Below are 18,629 nucleotides of genomic sequence, written 5' to 3'. Positions count from 1 at the left end.
CCTGATCCGGCGAGGCTCTTGCAGAAACCAGCAAGCATCCGGAGGGTATTTTGAGATTTAACACTCTATAGCTACTATAGAGTCAAGTCGGCTCCATGTCGTTTCGTGTGGAAAGCAACACTGTCACTGGGGCATCGCCGGCGCGAACGGACTGGCCGGCAGGTGCTTGAGCTTGGACATGCGCAGGTAGGCGATGGCGATGAAGTTCTGGCTCGTCCTGAAGCCGCGCGCGGCGCGCTTGGCCTGCTGCAGCAGCCCGTTCATCGCCTCGACGAAGGCGTTGCTGCGGTGATCGACCATGCCGCGCACCACCGCGTCGAACCGCTCCTTGAGCGTGGCGGCCAGCTTCTTGAACGGCTCGAGCCGACAGCGCCGCGCCCAGCTCAGCCAGGCCCTGAGGTCGGATGCGGCCTGTTCGATGCTGTTGTGCGCTGTGGCCCGCGCGTACACCTCGCGCAGCGCCATCTTCAGCCGCCACGCCCGCGCGCTTTTGAGCGTCGAGCGCTGCAGCCAGTGCATCGCCTGGATCTGGCGGGCGCTCCAGCTGCTGGGGTTGCGCCGCATGCCCCACAGCAGCTGCCTGAGCGTCTTACGTCGCCCCTGAAATATTCCTAACCCGTTGATAAAGCGTTCGTTTTTGGCTGTTTTGCGGTACAATTTCTCCCAGCTTTTTGCCACCCTCGACGCGGTTGCTGGGAGTTCTGACCATGGCCGAGTGCATGCACAGCGAGGATTTTTTCCGGCTGCGTCTGGAGCACATGATCGATGTGCGCCACCCACTGGCGGTGCTGGCACAGCGCATGCCGTGGCAGCGGCTCGAGCACGCGATCGCGCAGCGCCTGGCGCGCGCACCCCGCAGCCAGGCTGTCGAGGCGCTGGACGACGCGATCGACCTCTTCGGTGAGCAGCGCGCGCGCACCCGGCGCACCAGCCGCGCGGGGCGGCCGCGCGTGCCGCTGCGCATCATGATCAGCCTGCTGTACCTCAAGCACGCCTTCAACGAGTCCGATGAAGGCGTGGTGCAGCGCTGGAGAGACACGCCCCGCTGGCAGTATTTCTCGGGCTGTGCCTACTACGAGGATCGGCTGCCGTGCGATGCCACGACGCTGGTGAAGTTTCGCCAGTGGCTCGGGGAAGAAGGGGGTGGAGGAGCTGCTGGCGCAGACGATCAATGTGGCGGTCGAACTCGAGCTCATCGAGCCGCAGGCGCTCGAGCACCTGGTGGTGGACAGCACCGTGCAGCACAAGGCCATCGCCCACCCCAGCGACAGCCGGCTGCTGGAGGTGGCGCGAGTCAAGCTCGTGGCGGCGGCCAAGAACGCCGGGGTGCAGCTCAAGCAGACCTTTGCGAAGGAGGGGCAGCGACTGCGGCGCAAGGCTGCCGGCTACGCGCATGCCAGGCAGTTCAAGCGGCTGCGCCGCACCATCGAGCGCCAGGCCACGATCGTGGGACGCTTGGCGCGCGAGATCGAGCGCAAAGCCACGGCACTGACGCAGGCTGCACGCGAGGCCCTGGGCGAGTCGCTGGCCAAGGCGCAACAGATCATGGCGCAGAGCCGCCAGCGCAAGGCCAACGCAGGGCATCCCAAGCTGTATGCCTGGCACGCACCGGAGGTCGATTGCATCAGCAAAGGCAAGGCGCGCAGCCCCTACGAGTTCGGGGTGAAGGTCGGTGTGGCCAGCACCCTGCAGCACAACCTGGTCGTGGGTGCGCGCGCCTTTCACGGCAATCCCTACGACGGACACACCCTGTGGGCGCAGCTCGAACAGGCCACCATCCTGATGCAGGACAACGCCGTCGCTCCCACCGAGGTGTACGTGGACCTGGGCTACCGCGGGGTGGAGGCCGACAACCCACAGGTGCGCATCGTGCACCGCGGGCGCTGGCGGTGCCTGAGTCGCTCCGATCGGCGCCGGCTCAAGCGCCGCCAGGCCATCGAACCCATCATCGGGCACCTGAAGGCCGATTGCCGCATGGATCGCTGTCACCTCAAGGGCGAGCGGGGCGATCGGCTGCACGCGGTGCTGTGCGCGGCCGGCTACAACATCCGCTGGCTGCTGCGCATGATCGCCAAGCGGGGCATCGGCCCCCTTGTGGCGGTTCTTTTGCGTCTGCTGCTGCGCCTGCTACAAACCATCGAGCAGGCAAAGCGCGCGCTCACCACCCCCATGCCAGGGACGCTGCGAGCGGTGGGGTGAATTTTTCAGGGGCAACCACGTAGTCGCGCTTGAACGTGTTGACGAAGCTCTCGGCCATGCCGTTGCTCTGCGGACTGCACACCGGCGTGTTGATCGGCTTGAGGCCCAGTGAACGCGCCACTGCTCGGGTCTGGGCTGCGATGTAGGCGCTGCCGTTGTCGCTGAGGAATTCCAGCCTGTGATCAGGGGGCAGCGCCTCCACCGAGCCAAAGCGTTTTTCCACCGCCTCGATCAACATCTCGCGCACCGGCTCACCGGGCAGCCCTTTGCCCTCCCATGCCCGCCAGGCGATCACTTCGCGGTCGCAGCAATCTTTGGTCGCCCCTGAAATATTCATAACAGCATGATTTTTCTTGTGTTATTGTCTGTTTGCGAGTACAATTTCCCCCAGATTTGATGGTCTGATGCGCCGTTTTCTGGGAGTTTTGCGATGTTTGCCTGCCCCGCCACCGAGGACTTCTTCCGCGCCCGGCTCGATCAGATGATCGACCTGCGCCATCCGCTGGCGGTGTTGTCCTCACGCATGCCGTGGCAGGAGTTGGAAGCAAGGCTGTCGCACCTGTTCATGCGCAAAGCGCGCGCAGGTGTCGCGATGCCCGATCTGGACCTCTTTGGCGAATCTCCGGTGCGCGCAGCTCGGGCGTCCAACGCAGGCCGACCCCGCGTGCCGCTGCGCGTGATGATCGCGCTGCTGTATCTGAAGCACGCCTTCAACGAGTCGGACGAAGGGGTGGTCGAGCGCTGGGGCGAAACCCCCACATGGCAGTTCTTCTCGGGGCGGGCGTACTTTGAACATCGCCGGCCGTGCGACGCCACGACGCTGGTGAAGTTTCGCCGGCTGCTGGGCGAAGAAGGCGTGGAAGAACTCTTGGCGCAGACCATCAACGTGGCGGTGGAAACCGGACTCATCAAGCCGCAGGAACTCAAGCGCGTGGTGGTGGACACCACCGTACAACCCAAGGCGGTGGCGCACCCCACCGACAGCCGGCTGCTGGAGACGGCACGCACCAAGCTGGTGGAGGCGGCCAAGGCCGCCGGCATCGCCTTGAAGCAGACCTTTGCCAAGGAAGGCAAGGAGCTGGCCCGCAAGGCAGGACGCTATGCGCACGCGCGGCAGTTTGCGCGCATGCGCCGGGTCATCAAGCGCCAGCGCACGATCGTGGCCAGGCTGCAGCGCGAGATCGAGCGCAAGGCCAGCCGCCTGGGGCAGGCCATCCAGAGTGCTCTTGGCCACACCCTCAACAAGGCGGCGCGTCTGGTGGCGCAGACTGCCAACCGAAAGACCGCCGACGGGACTCGAAAGCTCTACGCCTGGCACGCGCCGGAGGTGGAGTGCATCAACAAGGGCAAGGCCCGCTGCCCTTACGAGTTCGGCGTCAAGGTCGGCATTGCCAGCACCCTGAAGCACAGCCTCATCGTCGCAGCCCGGGCCTTCCATGGCAACCCCTACGACGGGCACACGCTGCAAGCGCAGCTGGAGCAGGCCACGATCCTGATGCAGGACACTGGCATCAAGCCCAGCACAGCGTTTGCCGATCTGGGCTACCGCGGGGTGGAAGCCGACATTGCGGATGTGCGCCTGGTGCACCGCGGCAAGATCAAGCGCCTCACGCAGCAGGAGCGCAAGCTGCTCAAGCGCCGCCAGGCCATCGAGCCGGTCATCGGGCACTTGAAGCAGGATCACCGCATGGACAGGTGCCACCTCAAGGGCGAGCAGGGTGACCGGCTGCACGCGGTGCTGTGCGCGGCGGGCTACAACATCCGCTGGCTGCTGCGCATGATCACGAAGAAGGGCGTGCCCTTCTTGAGGCGAGCTTTTTTGCGCCTCATTGCGGCCGTGCGCCTCATCGGCCGGTGGCTCGCCCAGCGGCGGCCAACCGAGTCCAGTGGCGCCAACCCTGCCCAGCTGCGGCTAAGGGCGGCGTGAAAATGAATTTTTCAGGGACGACTCTTTGGTGAACGTGGCGCTCACCGTCTGCCCCGAGTCGCACTTGATCTCCAGCCCATCGGAGCACCAGCGCAGATCGCTGCGCCCCACGGCCACGCTACCCTCGTGCTTGCGGCTGCCATGGCGCCGTCGGGCTGCCTTGGGCAGCAACAGCCCGGCCTGGGCCATCACGCGGTAGACCCGTTTGGGGTTGACCCGTGTGCCGCCCTGTGCGCTGCGCTGAAGGTTGACCAGGGCACAGGCGCGTCGATACCCGTAGCTGGGCAGATCGGCGATCTGCTCCCGGATCTCAGCCAGCAGCTGCGCATCGCCCGCTGGCGTGCGCCCCTGGCGAGCATCGCGCCAGTCCTCGCGGCGGTGGTGCCGCTCATGCACATGCGAGCGCGCCACGCCCAGCGCCCGGCAGACCGTCTTCATTGGTCGTCCCCGGGCAACAAGGGCGAGCGCGCAATCCACTTTTTTTCGGCGGCGTACTCCACGGCCTCCTTGAGGATTTCGTTCTCCAGGGTCTTCTTGCCCAGCACCCGCTGCAGCTTGGCGATCTCGGCTCGGGCAGCCGCCAGTTCCGAGGCCGGAACCACTGCTTCCCCGGCCCTGACGGCCGTCAGGGCGCCTTGGCGATCGAGCTTTCTCCACTGGAACAGCAAGCTGGCTGCGACGCCTTCCTGCCGCGCCACCAGCGACACACTCATGCCCGGCTCGTAGGTGCGCCGCACCAGCGCGGCTTTCTCCGCAGGGGACCAGCGCCTGCGGCGCTGGTCTTTCAAGATGACTTCAACAGTGTCCGTATGCCTAGTCGTACTCACAGTCCTACTCCTATCTTCAAAGATAAGCGATAGGACGGGTCCGGAGATTCAGGGGGCTATCTCATCCTCCGCCATGAAGGCGCGAAACAGCTCGGGCTTCAGGTGCCCGAGCAGCTTGGCCAAGTTTTCAGCATCGTTCATTCGTTCTTGTTCTCCTATGTGACGAAGAATTCCTTTCCCGCGTCAACGCCTGTAGCTCAACCTTGCTTCGTGGTGAGCAGGGCGAGTCGCTTGTTGATCTCGGCATGCGGCAGCCGTGTCCGCGGGTCGTCCAGCATGCCGCGCAGCGCCTTCGCGAGCGTGGGCTTGCGCACGATGCGGTGCTCGGCAAACCGGTCGATGACCCACAAGACGCCGTGCACCTCGAGGTGCTCTTCGTCGGCGAGGGCACGCATGCGCTTGTCACCCGTCAGCAAGGGCCAGTCGTTGGTCACGGCCAGGGTGACGGCAAGGCAGTCGTGGAGGGTGAGCTTGGGCTGGGCCGTCTGATAGGAGACGGCCCGGGCCATGCCTTCCGCATCCAGGGACTCGACCCGCAGGCCCAACCCCTTGAGCTGTTCCCGGTCGATCTCACCGAGGTCGATGAGCTCGTCCTCGTACAGGGCGTCGGGTACCGCAAACTCGAACGGCAGCTTGAACAGCGCCTCCAGGAGGGACCACTTCGCCAGCTCAATCAGAATCGAGGCGTCGCTCACCAATACCCGCACGATAGGTCACTCCGCGGGCCCCGACATGATTCGGCTCACCTCGCCCGTGCTCTTGCGCAGCAGCTCTGCGGCTTTGGGAAGCGAGATGATGTCCTCAGCAAGGGCGCGGAGCACCAGGCGCTGGAAGCGCCGGGGTTCCTCGTTTTCCGGGAGCGGCTCGGGCTCGGCCTTGCGCCAGGTGCGGCCGATGCCGCGAAACACGGCCTGCAAGGTCCCCTCGGTGATGACGCCGAGATCGCGCAGCCGGACGATCAGGGCGGCGGCGCTGACGCCGTACATGCGCTTGATCTCGATGATCTCGGCATAGCCGAAGGCATGGCGGCGCTGCCCGACCTCGAACAGCAGGTCCTCCCGGGGCATCAAGAGGGCGCTGGCGAAGCGCTGGCACGCTTTCTCCTCGTCCAGGTCGCCGTCGATGGCCATCACCATATGGCCGAGCTCGTGGGCCAGGGTGAAGCGCCGGCGTTCCACCGATTTCGCCACCGAACCCACGATGACCGGTACCTTCTCCTGGCCCGGCCGCGCCACCCGGCAGGTCAGTCCGTCGACCGAGAGCGGGAAGTCGAGCTTGAGCACCTTGATGCCGTGCTCTTCGAGCAGCTCGGTAACGTTGGGGATCGCGTCGCCACCCAGGTTCCAGGCCTTGCGGACGCTCTCGGCGGCGGTCTCCGCATCATCGAAGTCGGCGACCTTGAAGGGGGCCCCGTCGGGCTTGTCCCACACATGGCTGCCGATCTCCAGCAGGTCTTCGACGAGCAGGTAGCGGTCGAGGCTGTCCAGGACGGCGGCTTCCACCATGGCGCGCTCCTGGGCCCGGGTCGCAGCGGTCTTGCGAAACTCCACCCCTTCGAGGCGTATTTCCGAGGGGCTGAACAAGTAGCTCAATGGGACGCCGAGCGCCTTGGCGAGCTTCAGGGCGGTGGCCGAACCGGGCAGCATCTCGCCGCGCTCATAGCGGCCGATCGCCTGGGCACTGACCGCATGGTTGATGGCATCGGCCAGTCCCCGAAGGGACAGGCCGGAGCGCTTGCGGGCCAGTTTCAGTCTTTCGCCAAACATTGGGGAGCGTCCTCTTTTGTTTACAGTTTACGTATGAAGCTTTGTTTTGTAAACATCGCCAATTCTGTTCGCTTGGCGCAACCCGATCCCGCGAACTCCTTCGCACCAGCCCCCATCGGTCCGCACCGGCCCGAAACTCCCTGATGGCCTCGGTAGAGGCCTGACCGGACAATCTCGTCATCGAGCGAGTTGGACGTTCAGGACCGATACCGATGTGCACGATCAACCACCTTCCCCCCGACCGGATGACGCCGGAGCAGCGCCGGCAAGAGGTCGCGTCCTTGCTGGCGCGCGGCCTCGTCCGACTGCGCGACGCCGCGGTCGCGCAGTCCGCAGGTCACCCCACGGAGAGCGAGTTTGAGCTTGGCTTCTCCGGCCACCAGCGCCTTCATAGCCACCCCGTCAACAACACTTTGGAGGAGGCTCCATGAAGGCAAGCACCGTCCCACCCACCCCGCCGAGCGTCGCCGCCCGGATCGCCGGGCTCCCGGATCTCTCGATAGAGGAAATGAGGGCGCTTTGGCGAGAACTCTTCGGCAGCGACAACCCGACGCCCAATCGCCAGTTCATGGAGCGGCGGATCGCCTACAAGCTGCAGGAAATCGAGTTCCGCAAGGTCGATCCCAATCTGCTGGAGCGCAACAAGCGGCGCATCAAGTCTTTGATGGAGACCGGCAAGGCGCGCAAGCTCGACCGCGACATTCGGCTGATGCCCGGCACCGTGCTTACCCGCGAGTACCAGGGGGTCGAGCACCGGGCGACGGTCGCCCAGGACGGGCAGTACGAGTTCGAGGGCAGGCGCTACCCGAGCCTGTCCATGATCGCCCGCGAGATCACCGGCACCCGTTGGTCCGGGCCGCTCTTCTTCGGTGTGAAGGCGCCGGCCAAGGCGAAGAATCCGAAGAAGCAGGGAGGCCGGCGATGAGCGAAGCCCTGAAGCGCCGCCTGCGTTGCGCCGTCTACACTCGGAAGTCCACCGACGAGGGGCTCGACCAGGAGTACAACTCCATCGACGCCCAGCGCGACGCCGGCCACGCCTACATCGCCAGCCAGCGCGCGGAGGGCTGGATTCCAGTGGCCGACGACTACGACGATCCCGCCTTCTCCGGTGGCAACATGGACCGGCCGGCGCTCAAGCGCCTACTGGCCGACATCGAGGCCGGCAGGATCGACATCGTGGTGGTCTACAAGATCGATCGCCTGACGCGATCGCTGACCGACTTCTCGCGCATGATCGACGTGTTCGAGCGCCACGGGGTCTCCTTCGTCTCGGTCACCCAGCAGTTCAACACCACCACCTCGATGGGGCGGTTGATGCTGAACATCCTGCTCTCCTTCGCGCAGTTCGAGCGCGAGGTGACCGGCGAGCGCATCCGCGACAAGATCGCGGCCAGCAAGCGCAAGGGCATGTGGATGGGCGGCGTGCCGCCGCTCGGCTACGACGTCGAGAACCGGCGGTTGGTGCCCAACGAGCGCGAGGCCAAGATCGTCCGCCACATCTTCCAGCGCTTCGTCGAACTCGGGTCCTCGACCATGCTCGTGAAGGAGCTGCGCCTCGACGGCGTGACCTCCAAAGCCTGGACCACCCAGGACGGGCGGGTGCGTGACGGCAAGCCCATCGACAAGAGCCTCGTCTACAAGATCCTCAACAACCGCGTCTACCTGGGCGAGATCCGCCACCGCGATCAGTGGTATGCAGGCAAGCACCCGCCCATCGTCGAGCGCAAGCTGTGGGACGCCGTCCAGGCGATCCTCGCGCAGAACTCGCGTGTGCGAGGCAACAACACCCGCGCTCGGGTGCCGTTCCTGCTCAAAGGGATCGTCGTGGGAATCGATGGCCGGGCGCTCACGCCCTGGTCCACGCGCAAGAAGAACGGACGTATCTACCGCTATTACCTGCCGACGCGGGAGAACAAGGAGCACGCCGGCGCCTCCGGGCTGCCGCGCCTGCCGGCCGGTGAGCTGGAGGCCGCCGTGCTGGAGCAGATGCGCCGGGTGCTGCGCGCACCGGACATGGTCGCCGGGGTGGCCGAGCGCGCCACCCGGCTCGATCCCTCCCTGGACGAGGCCCAGGTCACGGTGGCCATGACCCGGCTGGATGCGATCTGGGATCAGCTCTTTCCGGCCGAGCAACAACGCATCGTGCGGCTCCTCATCGACAAGGTGGTCGTCTCGCCGAACGACATCGAGGTGCGGTTCCGGCCCAATGGTATTGAGGTGCTGGCGCTGGAGCTGCGCCCCGAACCTGCCCCGGAAACGCTTGAGGAGGCCATGGCATGAACGAGATCTTGATCGACAAGACCGGCCAGGCCGAGGTGATCACCGCGAGCGACGGCAGCCTCACCGTCTCGGTGCCGATCCGGATCAAGCGGCGCGGCAGCCGCAAGGCGGTGACCCTGCCGGATGGCGAGACCATGCAGCCGCGCCCCTGGGACGACACGCCGACGCCGATCCAGCTCGCGCTCGCCCGCGGCCACCGCTGGCTGGCGATGGTGGAGTCCGGCGAGGCGCGCACGCTGTCCGAGGTGGCCGACCGCGAGGGGATGGATCGGGCCTATGTGAGCCGGATGGTGAACCTCACCACTCTGGCGCCGGACATCGTCGCCGCCATCCTCGACGAGACCCTGCCGCCGGAGGTGACCCTGTTCGATCTGGCGTCGGGGACGCCACTGCTATGGGACGAGCAGCGGGCCATCATCAATCGCTGATTACCGTCGCACGGGCATCCTTCGGGTTGGATTACTTGTCGAGAGACCAGCCTGACGCCTTGATCAGCTGCAGAACCCGTCCAACTTCCGATGAGGCAGGGGTCGTGTCGATGGACGGAAAGAGTTCTTTCAGCATGTCGCCGAAGGTCAGTATCTCGATGGGGTTGCCGCCGAGATTCTCGCGGAACGTCGCGTTGTCCTGCCACTCCGCTCGGCTGCCGACGACTTTCGTGACGGCCGTGATGTAGGTGAACGAGGACGAACCCGTCAGTTCGGCGACCGTCGTCCTGAACGCTGCGGCCCACTTCTCCCTGGTCAGTTCGCGAAACCCGCGCCAGGCCTCACGCCCCGAGACCACCTTGTTCTTGGCGATCGCATCGACCCAGTATTCGGGACGAAAGCCACCCTGCCAGCTCTTGCAGCTCACGACCATCACCCGACGCGCGCCGTCGAGTCGCGGATGGATGCCGATCACGTCGATGTCGCTATGCACGGCATCCTGGCGGGTGTCGTACTCCACATGATCGCCGGCAGGTCGAAACTTGATGTTGTGCCGGGTGAAGTACCCTTTGTGCTGCAGGTACTCGTCCACCATTTGTTCGAGGATGTCCTCTTTCATGCCTGTCCGCCCTCGCGATCGATCCGTTGGCTGGCAAATCCCTCGAACTCAGGCCGGAGGCGGCACTGCAGAAATGCCTCGAGGAGGTTGAGGACGTGGACACCGAGCGACGCATCGAGGATGAAGTTCACCCGATCGGTGTGCTCCCTGATCCAGCCGGGGACGTTCGTTTCGTTCAGGCCGGCGACGCCGATGCGCTCGCCGTGTTTGATCAAGGAGGCTGCCAGAGTGCTCTTCGCGCTGCCGGCGTTGTAGTGTTGAGCCGTGTAGCGAGCAGCGCTGTTGGGGCCGACCTTCCCGACCTTCAGCACATGAGGCCCAAACGAGAAGACGTACACCGCCATGGTGCCGGGCGGTAATGTCTTGGGCGGCACGTGCGGCGCAGGGCACCGCTCGATCGCGATGGCATCAAGCGCCAACGAGACGCCAGCCATGCCGGCGACACGGTGAAAATCCTCCAAGAGCAGATCGGGATTCCAGGTCATCGGCCCGATTCCTCGCCGCTCGACATCCACCCGTTTCCGGCAAGCCATGTTTGCGGAAATGCAGCACCTTGCTGGAGCGCGTCCAGCGGGAATGACAGGAAGGCACGCAGACCGGCAACGACCTCGGAAAGCTGAAGCTCGTCCAAGGCATTCTTCCTCAAGAATGCTTGCCACTGAGTCTGCTTCTGCCGATCCTGCGCGAATTCGTCGCTCAATCCGAAAGGGACGCCATCCGGCAGCGGTGTCCTGCGGCGCTCGAAGGTGGCGTGGATCGCCTTGCACAGGAGCGCGCCGTCGAAGTCGGTGTAGCGCGACAAGATCCAGAGATCGAAGTAATCCTTCATGCGGCTGTTGGCGATGCCGAGCGACACCAGTGCCTCCAGCTTCTCGGCGACAACCGTGTAGCGGGGGTAGGCGCGCAGCTTCGGGGCTGGCATGTCCGGCAGCATTACCGGGTAGTCGACGGCCTCGGGGCCGGGCGTCACGGCGTCGCCGAAACCCACGTCGACCTGCACGTGGCATCGGGCACCGTCCAACAGGCCGATCAGCGTGACCCGGACACCGGAGTAGTTGGCTTCCTTGCGGATCTCCTCCGCGTGTACCGAGTCAGGCTGGAAGCGTATGCCGTCGTCCAGTTCCACCGTACAGATGTCCCGAAACGCCGCCTCGACATGCGGGATCTCGGCCGAGCCGAAGCCCAGCAGATCGGCGTCGCGTGTCGGACGATGCGGGATGTCGAACCACAAGTCGAACAGCAGCGCACCTTTCAGCAGGAACTGGTCGGCGTGGGGGGAGATGCTGAGCCGGTAAAGCAGGCGCTCAAGCGCATAGCGGGTCAAGATCAGATTGAAGTCTTGTCGGGTCTCGCGGGCGCGGTTGAGCAGGCGGGCGCGCACCGAGGCGGCCATGTTGCGCTGGTTCATGACAGGCTTTCCATGTAGGGGCGCATCACATTGGCCACACGGCACAGCGCAGCAAAACGCCAAAGTTCATCCATGCTGACGCGCTTGGCACGCCAGGACTCCTGTAGCGCCTCCAGCGCGACATCGAGGCCGATCTTGTTGCGGAACTTGAAGCAGTCAGCCACGGTCCGGGCGACGTTGGTCACGCGCACCGGCACACCATCGATGAGGTGCTCCTCGACCCCCTCCGTCAGCGCGGCGCCAGAGAAGCGCACGATGCGCAGCGGGGGATAGTCCATCTTTGGCGCGCGTGCCTTGTTGGGAATTGCCAGCCAGACCTCGAACGGCGACTGTGTGGTGAGTTCATGTAGGCGCAGTGCCGACAGCAGGCAGACGATGGCTTGCGGGTGCTTGCGTGCCACCTCGGAGAGTGCGCCGTGTTCCGAGACGGCCCGGTCCGGAATTGCGTACAGGCCCCGTCCCACGCGCTGGAGCAGCCCTTGCCGCACCAGCCGCGTGAGGGCGATCGTGGGCAGCCCACGCTCATTGAGATCGCGTGGGCGAATAAGGCCGCGCTGGGCGGCAAGATCCAGAATGCTCTGGTGCGAACTGTCCATGTCGTCATAATGTTGCGAAACGTCGGTAGCTGTCAAGAACTACCGACAAAACACAACGGCCATGGTTTCCTTTGCCTGCCGATGCCGCAATCCAACCGTTTGATTCGTCAGCACGTAACCCATTGATCTGTATAGGTCCACGTTGCGGCCTCTGCGGACTTCGGCCCTTAGCCGGCGAGCGAGGCTGGAGAGAAGAATGGCCAGGAGAGAGCGAAATGGGGCCGAGATGGGCGAGACGACCGGAGGAAGGAAGTCCGCAGGAATCCGCAGGAGTCCCCGCGAACACGCGGGAGCGCGCAAGAAAAAAGGCCAACAGCGAACTGTTGACCTTTGTGTATTGGTGGCCTGGGGCGGAATCGAACCACCGACACGCGGATTTTCAGTCCGCTGCTCTACCAACTGAGCTACCGGGCCAACGAGCCTCGCATTATAGCGAAAAAAACGCGCGCCACACGCGACGGACCGCTCACGCGGCGCTGCGCTTGTTGCGCGAGAGGTCGACGCCCAGCTGCTTGAGCTTGCGGTACAGGTGGGTGCGCTCCAGCCCCGTCTTTTCGGCCACGCGCGTCATCGAGCCGTGTTCCTTCGCGAGGTGGAACTCGAAATAGGCTTTCTCGAACGCGTCGCGCGCCTCGCGCAGCGGGGCATCCAGGTCCAGCGTCTGCAGCACGCCCCCGGGCGCTGCTGGGACGGTCAGTACACCGGGCCGCAGCGCCGCGGCGCCCTCGGCCGCGGCGGCGTCCGGATCGGGGGTGGCGTCATCGCTCGCCACCGACGACGCCGGGGTGGTGCCCACCAGCGTCAGCGCTGGCGCCCCGCCAGCGGTGGGCGCGGCCGGCCCGGCGGCGTTCGCCCGGCCGTTCGGGCGGACCGGCCCGCGCGCGAGCCCCTTTTCCACGGCCTGCAAGAGTTTCTGCAGCGTGATGGGCTTTTCCAGAAAGGCCATCGCGCCGATGCGGGTGGCCTCGACGGCCGTGTCGATGGTGGCGTGGCCGCTCATCATGATCACGGGCATCGTCAGCAGCCCGGTAGCCGACCACTCCTTGAGCAGCGTCACCCCGTCGGTGTCGGGCATCCAAATGTCGAGCAACACGAGGTCCGGCGCGTAGCGCTGCCGGTGCGCCCGCGCCTGCGCGGCGTTTTCGGCCAGCTCGACGCTGTGGCCTTCGTCGTCGAGGATTTCGAACAGCAGCTCGCGGATTCCGAGTTCGTCGTCGACCACCAAGATGTTTGCCATCGACCACTATCACCCTTACTGGGGCGCCCCCTGTTGAATGTGTTGCATATCTGCAACCCTGAATGATAGCGACACTTGTGCGCCCACGACACGGCCGCCTTCGATGCGGTTGGCCAGCTCGACGCGGCCGCCGTGCTCGTCCATGATTTTCTTGACTACCGCCAGCCCCAACCCGGTGCCCTTGGCCTTGGTCGTGACGTAAGGTTCGAAGGCGCGCTGCAGGATCGCCTCGGGAAAACCCGACCCTTCGTCGATGACGAACAGGCGCACCCACTGGCCGCTGTCGGAGCGCCGCGTGCGCAAGAGCACCGCCGCACCGCTGCCGGCGCTGGCCGTCGCGTCCTGCGCGTTTTGCACCAGGTTGTGCACGACCTGCCGCACCTGCTGCGCGTCCGCCAGCACCGGCGGGCACGCTGGGTCGAGCTCCAGCCGCACCGGCACCGGCGCGGCCTCGTACATCGCGACGATCTCGCGCAGCAACGGCGCGAGGTCGAGCGGCTCCAGCCGCGCCGGGGGCAGCCGCGCGTAGTCGCGAAATTCGTTGACCAGGCGCTTCATGGCCTCGACCTGGTCGACGATGGTCTTGACCGACTTGCGCAGCATCGCCAGCTCCGCGCCGTCGAGCCGGGGTTCGAGCTTGAGCGCGAGCCGCTCGGCCGAGAGCTGGATTGGTGTGAGCGGGTTTTTGATCTCGTGCGCCAGGCGCCGGGCGACCTCGCCCCACGCCTGCGCGCGTTGGGCGGAGATGATGTCGCTGACGTCGTCGAGCACGAGCAGGTGGTCGCCGCCCGGCAGCCGCGCCCCGCGCGCGACCAGGGTGCGCACGGCCCCCGCCGCGCCACCAGCGCCCCCGCCGACATCGGCCTGCCACTCGTAGGGCTGCTGCCAGTGGGCACCGTCGTCCGCACCGTCGCCGTCGGCGATGAAGCGCGCAAACTGCTCGCGCACCCAGCGACCGAAGGCCTCCAGCCCCGGCACCGCGGACAACGGCTGACCGATCCATTGCGCCAGCGGCACGCGCAGAATGCGCGCTGCCCCAGGGTTGGCACTGCGCACCACGCCGTCAGGGGCCAGCACGATGACGCCAGCGGTCAGGTTGTCGAGCAAGGTCTGCAGACTGGCGCGGGCGGCGTCGACCTGCTGCATTGACGTTTGCACGGCGGCGCGCGCATCGGCCAGTTCACGCGTCATCGCGGCGAAGGTGCGCGTCAGCCCCGCCAGCTCGTCGCGCGCGGGCAGCGCGACCTTCGGTCCGAGGTCGCCGCGGGCCACGTCGCGCATGCCCTCGGCCAGCAGCAGCAGCGGCCGCACGAGCTGGTTGCCCAGCAGCACGGCCAGCACCACGGCACCCGCGACGGACAAAAAGAGCGCCAGCGTCAGCGTGCCCAGGTACATGCTGCGCAGCCCCTCGCGCACGAGGGCGCGCTCCTGGTACTCGCGGTTGGCGAGCTGCACCGCCAACGCGTTGGCCACCAGCGCCGCGGGCACCGGTGCCGTCACGGCCACATAGCGCCCTTCCGCCCCGAAGGCGATGTCCCGCGCTGGCACGTAGGCCAGCACGCGCACGCGCGGCAATGCCGCGGTGGGCAGCCCGAGCACCTCCTGCGGATCGGCGAGGGCCTCGAGTTCCTCCAGGCCTTCGATCCAGGTCACCAGCCGCTCGGCGCGCGCGCGGCGCAGCAGCGTCGCGCTCGGCCGCTCGGGCGCGAGGCGAAAGCGCGACTCGCCCACACTCGCCAGTGCACGGCCCTGCGCACTCCACAGCACCACGTCGGTGGCGCCGAGCTGCTCGCGCCAGTTCTCCAGTACGAGCGCCGCGACACCGTCATCGGCGGTGGCGAGGGTGCCGGTGAGCGTGCGCGTCTTTGCCGCCCAGTCGGCGCTGACGGTGTCGAGCGCCGTGCGCCCGAGCTCCAGCCCCGCGCGCAACGCCGTCTCGACGCGCGCGTCGAACCACGTCTCGATGGCGCGGTTGACGAACTGGTACGACACCAGGTAGATGAGGACTCCCGGCACCACGCCCACGAGACCGAAGATCGCGGCGAGCTTGAGCAGCAGCGCACTGCCGAAACGCCGGCGCCGCCAGCGCAGCACCAGGCGCGCGGCCAGCCACACCAGCACCGCCGCCAACACCGCCGCGACGCCGAGGTTGAGCACCAGCAAGCGCGTGTAGGCGCGCGGCTCGACGGCGCGGTGGTCCGTGGCCAGGGTGAGCAGGTAAAAGAGCACCAGCCCAACCCCGAGGATGAACAGCAGGGCCAGCGCGAGGAACCAGCGCAGGTGCCGCACCCGCTGGGCGTCGCGCGTGCGGGCGTCGCTCATTCACGCCCCCCGGCAGCCGGCTCGGGGTCGTCGAGCGCGCCCACCGGCGGCAGTCGCAGCACGGCCCGCCACGCCGACGCCGCCTCATCCCCCCCGGGCAGGATCTGCAGCGGACGCGGCAGCTGGCCGGTGTCGACGCGGAACTCCACCTCCAGCTGCTCGTCACCGCGCAGCTCGATGCCGGCCACGACACGCCAGCGCTGCACGGAGCGCGCCAGCGCCAGCGCCTCGTCCAGCGACTCGAAATGCCGATGCAGCGCCGCGGGCTGCTCAGGGGCAGCCCCGTCGATGACGCTGAGCCGCCAGCGCTGCGTCAGCGGCTGAAAGACCAGCCGCACGGTCCGCGTCACGCTGGCCAGCCGGCGGTCGGTCCAGTACCAGCGCGGCTGACGCAGCACCGCGTGCCAGACGAAATAGACCGGCACGCCGCGGCGCAGCGCCTCCTCCACCCCCGGCGGCAGGGTGAGCGGCACGCGCGCGCTCAGATACAACGCCTCCGCCGTGCGCTCCAGGCGCCAGGAAGCCCCATCGGTGTCGAACCGTGCCGCCACCGCAGGAGCGGCCAGGCCCGCCGCGAGGACGGCACCGAGCGCCGCGCGCAGCAGCGCGCGCCGGCGCCACGCGGCGCTCGCCCGGTACGTGCCCTCATCCTTTGCGGAGCAAGGCGTAGAAAAAACCGTCCATGCCACGGCGCGCATTGTCACCGATCGCGTGCGCGGACACGACGGCCTGCGCCGCCGGCGACGGGTCGGCGACGATGCCGCCCGGCAACAGGTGCCCCGGCGCGGGCAGCGCCTGCGCCTCGGGGTGCGCGGCGCAAAACGCCGCGACGACGTCCGCCCCCTCGGCCCGGAACACCGAACACGTCGCATACAGCAGCCGCCCGCCGGGCGCAAGCAGCGGCCACAACGCGTCGAGCAGCCGCCGTTGCGTCGCCGCCAGGCGCGCGATGTCGTCCCCGCGGCGCAGCCAGCGCACGTCCGGGTGACGCCGCACGATGCCCGAGGCGCTGCACGGCGCATCCAGCAGGATGGCGTCGAACGGACGCCCATCCCACCAGTCCGCCGGGGAGCCGGCGTCGGCCGCGAGCACCCGCACCTCGGCCCCTGGCGTGGGCAGCCGCAACCGGCGCAGCGTCTCGTGGATGCGCTCGCAGCGCCGGGGGTCGGCGTCCAGCGCCCACAGCGTCACGTCGGCGCGCTCCAGCAGGTGGGCGGTCTTGCCTCCGGGCGCGGCGCAGGCGTCGAGCACGCGCGCGCCGGCCGGCAGGCCATCGCCGAGCAACAGCGGCGCGGCAAGCTGCGCCGCGCCATCCTGCACCGCCACGTCGCCGTCCGCCCACCCGGGCAGGCGCTCCACCGGCACCGCCTCGGCCAACACGAGGCCATCGTCGCCGATGGGATCTGCTACCCACCCCTGCGCCGCCAGGCGTTCACGGTAGGCATCGCGCGAGACGCGCCGGCGGTTGACGCGCAGCACCAGCGGGGCGGGCTCGCCGTCGGCGGCCAGCGCTGCGGCCCAGTGCGCCGGGTGGTCGCGCTGCAGGCGCTGCACCCACCACGCCGGGTGGTTCCAGCGGCCCACGGGGCCCGCGTGGGCGCGCGCGAGCAGCGCGTCGCGCTCGCGCAAAAAGCGGCGCAAGCAGGCGTTGACGAAGCCCGCCAGCCCCGGCGTGCGCAGCGCGCCGAGCGCGCGCACCGCCTGGTCGACCACCGTGTGGGGCGCGTAGCCCGCGCCGGCGTCGATCAGCAGCGCCAGCGCCGCTTCCAGCAGGGCCGCCACCGGCGCGGGCGGCGCGCGCCGTGCCAGCAGTGCGAGCAGCGCCTGCGTCTCACCGCCGTGGCGCAAGGCCAGAAACGTCAACGCCTGCACGCCCGGGCGCAGGCGCGCGTCGACGCCAGGCAGCACGTCGGCAAGCGACCGCCCCTGTCGCACCGCGGCCACCGCACGCGCCACCGCGGCCAACTGTTCAGCGAGCGCCACCGGGGCGGCCATCGGGTTCCTCGCGTCCATCGTCCAGGGAAAGGGGCGGCATTTTGCCACCATAGAGGCGCTCGATGCGCCGCTCCAACGGGGGATGGGCATCGAACCAGCGGCCCACCGCGGACGATGCCGCCGACACGAGCAACAAGTGCTGCACCTGCGGCATCTGCAGACCATCGGAAGCGTCGGGGGTGCCCGCGCGGTGCAGCCCCAGCACCTTGCGTAGCACGCGCCCCAGCCCGTCGCGCTGACGCGTCCACTGCACCGCGCGCGCATCGGCCAGGTACTCGCGCTGGCGCGCCACGGCCGCCTGCAGCGCATGGCCGGCCAGCCAGCCGAGCCATCCCACGGCCCGCAGGGCCAGCCCGAAGAGCGCCCCCGCATGCCGCCGTCCGCGGGCGTCCGGCGCCATGAGCTGCTCGCCCAGCCGGTACAGCAGCTCCAGCCCGAACACCATGCCGGCGAGCCGCATGTTCAGGCGCGTGTCGCCCTCCCGGATGTGGCTCAGTTCGTGCGCCACCATCCCCTGCAGCTCCTCCCGCGTCAGGTGGTCGAGCGCCCCCTGCGTCACCGCCACCACCGCGTCGTGCTCGTCCCACCCGGTGGCCAGGGCGTTCAGCCCGGCGTCGCGGGGCAACACCATCGCGGTGGGCGGACGCATGCCGGCGGCGATCGCGAGCTCCTGCACCACGTTCGCGTAGCGCTGCTCGTCGAACCGATCGGCGCGCACGGGCCGCGCGCCCAGCCGCTGCGCCAGCGCCACGCCCCCGCCGTGGCGCAGTGCACTGCTCTCCAGCCACCAGCCGCCCAGCACGAAGAGCAGCACGACGGCGGTGTTGACCTCGAAAAAATAGCGCGGGTACCCGATCCATGCACCACCGATCATCAGCCGCCACGCCAGCGCCAGCGCCGCGTTGACCGCGAGCACCAGAAACACGAGCATCAGCGCAAAGAGCAGCAACAGCCGCAGCGTCTGCGCACGTGCTTCGCGCTGGGACTCGAAGAACCGCATCGCCGTCGGCCTGCGCGGACGTCGG

The 18,629-nt window shown here is 67.6% G+C and carries 16 protein-coding genes, 1 tRNA gene and 4 pseudogenes; 6 read left to right on the top strand and 15 right to left on the bottom strand.

Translation table 11 applies throughout. The features are described 5' to 3' along the window. Positions 1-123 precede the first annotated feature (123 nt). Positions 124-594: pseudogene (locus LCC91_RS13440) on the bottom strand (transposase); the annotation flags it as partial. 125 nt (positions 595-719) lie between these two features. On the opposite strand from LCC91_RS13440, the pseudogene LCC91_RS13425 reads away from it, so the two are divergent. After that, a pseudogene (locus LCC91_RS13425) lies at positions 720-2,199 on the top strand (IS5 family transposase). Between the two features lie 16 nt (positions 2,200-2,215). Here LCC91_RS13425 and LCC91_RS13420 read toward each other — a convergent pair. Next, positions 2,216-2,515, bottom strand: a pseudogene (locus LCC91_RS13420) (IS3 family transposase); the annotation flags it as partial. A gap of 114 nt (positions 2,516-2,629) precedes the next feature. Between LCC91_RS13420 and LCC91_RS13415 the strand changes: the two are divergent. Next, positions 2,630-4,126: an IS5 family transposase gene (locus LCC91_RS13415; protein ID WP_224440884.1), complete on the top strand. Its 1,497-nt coding sequence runs from the start codon at positions 2,630-2,632 to the stop codon at positions 4,124-4,126. Between the two features lie 21 nt (positions 4,127-4,147). Here the strand turns inward: LCC91_RS13415 and LCC91_RS13410 are convergent. The 3 genes and pseudogenes from LCC91_RS13410 to LCC91_RS13400 all read right to left on the bottom strand — a co-directional run. Then, positions 4,148-4,953, bottom strand: a pseudogene (locus LCC91_RS13410) (transposase); the annotation flags it as partial. A gap of 197 nt (positions 4,954-5,150) precedes the next feature. Next, positions 5,151-5,660 carry a PIN domain-containing protein gene (locus tag LCC91_RS13405; protein WP_224440957.1) on the bottom strand — a complete coding sequence of 170 codons (510 nt, stop codon included), beginning with the start codon at positions 5,658-5,660 and terminating at the stop codon, positions 5,151-5,153. 6 nt (positions 5,661-5,666) lie between these two features. Further along, positions 5,667-6,719: a helix-turn-helix domain-containing protein gene (locus LCC91_RS13400; protein ID WP_143898359.1), complete on the bottom strand. Its 1,053-nt coding sequence runs from the start codon at positions 6,717-6,719 to the stop codon at positions 5,667-5,669. 212 nt (positions 6,720-6,931) lie between these two features. Here LCC91_RS13400 and LCC91_RS13395 point away from each other — a divergent pair, with 212 nt between their 5' ends. Genes LCC91_RS13395 through LCC91_RS13380 form a run of 4 tightly spaced genes read left to right on the top strand, consistent with a single transcriptional unit; the run spans position 6,932 to position 9,427 of the window. Continuing rightward, on the top strand, positions 6,932-7,150 hold the full coding sequence (locus LCC91_RS13395; protein ID WP_142805360.1) for a helix-turn-helix domain-containing protein: 219 nt from the start codon (positions 6,932-6,934) through the stop codon (positions 7,148-7,150). Next, positions 7,147-7,644: a DUF2924 domain-containing protein gene (locus LCC91_RS13390; protein ID WP_143898357.1), complete on the top strand. Its 498-nt coding sequence runs from the start codon at positions 7,147-7,149 to the stop codon at positions 7,642-7,644. The genes LCC91_RS13395 and LCC91_RS13390 overlap by 4 nt, the downstream gene beginning before the upstream one ends. After that, positions 7,641-8,999: a recombinase family protein gene (locus LCC91_RS13385; protein ID WP_143898354.1), complete on the top strand. Its 1,359-nt coding sequence runs from the start codon at positions 7,641-7,643 to the stop codon at positions 8,997-8,999. The genes LCC91_RS13390 and LCC91_RS13385 overlap by 4 nt, the downstream gene beginning before the upstream one ends. After that, the gene (locus LCC91_RS13380; protein ID WP_143898352.1) at positions 8,996-9,427 is read left to right on the top strand and encodes a hypothetical protein; all 432 of its coding nucleotides are present in this window, start codon (positions 8,996-8,998) and stop codon (positions 9,425-9,427) included. The genes LCC91_RS13385 and LCC91_RS13380 overlap by 4 nt, the downstream gene beginning before the upstream one ends. Positions 9,428-9,458: 31 nt before the next feature. Here LCC91_RS13380 and LCC91_RS13375 read toward each other — a convergent pair whose 3' ends face one another. From LCC91_RS13375 to LCC91_RS13330, 10 genes are all read right to left on the bottom strand, one after another. Then, positions 9,459-10,046, bottom strand: a complete 588-nt coding sequence (locus tag LCC91_RS13375; protein WP_143898350.1) for an NERD domain-containing protein — start codon at positions 10,044-10,046, stop codon at positions 9,459-9,461. Continuing rightward, the gene (locus LCC91_RS13370; protein WP_024892248.1) at positions 10,043-10,531 is read right to left on the bottom strand and encodes a hypothetical protein; all 489 of its coding nucleotides are present in this window, start codon (positions 10,529-10,531) and stop codon (positions 10,043-10,045) included. Before LCC91_RS13370 ends, LCC91_RS13375 begins: the two co-directional genes overlap by 4 nt. Beyond that, a complete protein-coding gene (locus tag LCC91_RS13365) occupies positions 10,528-11,454 on the bottom strand; it encodes a nucleotidyl transferase AbiEii/AbiGii toxin family protein (RefSeq protein WP_185974921.1) in 927 nt (308 codons plus the stop codon). Before LCC91_RS13365 ends, LCC91_RS13370 begins: the two co-directional genes overlap by 4 nt. Further along, positions 11,451-12,050, bottom strand: a complete 600-nt coding sequence (locus tag LCC91_RS13360) for a type IV toxin-antitoxin system AbiEi family antitoxin domain-containing protein (RefSeq protein WP_024892246.1) — start codon at positions 12,048-12,050, stop codon at positions 11,451-11,453. Before LCC91_RS13360 ends, LCC91_RS13365 begins: the two co-directional genes overlap by 4 nt. 338 nt (positions 12,051-12,388) lie before the next feature. Next, a tRNA-Phe gene (locus LCC91_RS13355) sits at positions 12,389-12,464 on the bottom strand. A gap of 52 nt (positions 12,465-12,516) precedes the next feature. Further along, the gene (locus LCC91_RS13350; RefSeq protein ID WP_143898348.1) at positions 12,517-13,287 is read right to left on the bottom strand and encodes a response regulator; all 771 of its coding nucleotides are present in this window, start codon (positions 13,285-13,287) and stop codon (positions 12,517-12,519) included. 15 nt (positions 13,288-13,302) lie between these two features. Beyond that, entirely contained in the window at positions 13,303-15,609 is a 2,307-nt protein-coding gene (locus LCC91_RS13345) for a sensor histidine kinase (protein WP_143898346.1), read from the bottom strand. Further along, complete coding sequence (locus LCC91_RS13340) at positions 15,606-16,298, bottom strand: DUF4390 domain-containing protein (protein ID WP_185974920.1); 693 nt, start codon at positions 16,296-16,298, stop codon at positions 15,606-15,608. Before LCC91_RS13340 ends, LCC91_RS13345 begins: the two co-directional genes overlap by 4 nt. Beyond that, positions 16,255-17,604: a 16S rRNA (cytosine(967)-C(5))-methyltransferase RsmB gene (gene rsmB, locus LCC91_RS13335; RefSeq protein ID WP_185974919.1), complete on the bottom strand. Its 1,350-nt coding sequence runs from the start codon at positions 17,602-17,604 to the stop codon at positions 16,255-16,257. The genes LCC91_RS13340 and rsmB overlap by 44 nt, the downstream gene beginning before the upstream one ends. Continuing rightward, the gene (locus LCC91_RS13330) at positions 17,579-18,604 is read right to left on the bottom strand and encodes a M48 family metalloprotease (protein ID WP_143898339.1); all 1,026 of its coding nucleotides are present in this window, start codon (positions 18,602-18,604) and stop codon (positions 17,579-17,581) included. The genes rsmB and LCC91_RS13330 overlap by 26 nt, the downstream gene beginning before the upstream one ends. Positions 18,605-18,629 lie beyond the last annotated feature (25 nt).

The organism is Tepidimonas taiwanensis (genome assembly GCF_020162115.1).
In the GTDB taxonomy this organism is placed as follows: domain Bacteria; phylum Pseudomonadota; class Gammaproteobacteria; order Burkholderiales; family Burkholderiaceae_C; genus Tepidimonas; species Tepidimonas taiwanensis.
Note: the sequence above shows the minus strand (reverse complement) of the source record. Positions and strands in the feature narration are given on the sequence as shown.

Coding starts and splice junctions, on each gene's coding strand:
- LCC91_RS13390 (WP_143898357.1), top strand. CDS start 7,147: ATGAAGGCAAGCACCGTCCCACCCACCCCGCCGAGCGTCGCCGCCCGG.
- LCC91_RS13375 (WP_143898350.1), bottom strand. CDS start 10,046: ATGAAAGAGGACATCCTCGAACAAATGGTGGACGAGTACCTGCAGCAC.
- LCC91_RS13330 (WP_143898339.1), bottom strand. CDS start 18,604: ATGCGGTTCTTCGAGTCCCAGCGCGAAGCACGTGCGCAGACGCTGCGG.
- rsmB (WP_185974919.1), bottom strand. CDS start 17,604: ATGGCCGCCCCGGTGGCGCTCGCTGAACAGTTGGCCGCGGTGGCGCGT.
- LCC91_RS13350 (WP_143898348.1), bottom strand. CDS start 13,287: ATGGCAAACATCTTGGTGGTCGACGACGAACTCGGAATCCGCGAGCTG.
- LCC91_RS13385 (WP_143898354.1), top strand. CDS start 7,641: ATGAGCGAAGCCCTGAAGCGCCGCCTGCGTTGCGCCGTCTACACTCGG.
- LCC91_RS13415 (WP_224440884.1), top strand. CDS start 2,630: ATGTTTGCCTGCCCCGCCACCGAGGACTTCTTCCGCGCCCGGCTCGAT.
- LCC91_RS13370 (WP_024892248.1), bottom strand. CDS start 10,531: ATGACCTGGAATCCCGATCTGCTCTTGGAGGATTTTCACCGTGTCGCC.
- LCC91_RS13400 (WP_143898359.1), bottom strand. CDS start 6,719: ATGTTTGGCGAAAGACTGAAACTGGCCCGCAAGCGCTCCGGCCTGTCC.
- LCC91_RS13360 (WP_024892246.1), bottom strand. CDS start 12,050: ATGGACAGTTCGCACCAGAGCATTCTGGATCTTGCCGCCCAGCGCGGC.
- LCC91_RS13380 (WP_143898352.1), top strand. CDS start 8,996: ATGAACGAGATCTTGATCGACAAGACCGGCCAGGCCGAGGTGATCACC.
- LCC91_RS13345 (WP_143898346.1), bottom strand. CDS start 15,609: ATGAGCGACGCCCGCACGCGCGACGCCCAGCGGGTGCGGCACCTGCGC.
- LCC91_RS13395 (WP_142805360.1), top strand. CDS start 6,932: ATGTGCACGATCAACCACCTTCCCCCCGACCGGATGACGCCGGAGCAG.
- LCC91_RS13365 (WP_185974921.1), bottom strand. CDS start 11,454: ATGAACCAGCGCAACATGGCCGCCTCGGTGCGCGCCCGCCTGCTCAAC.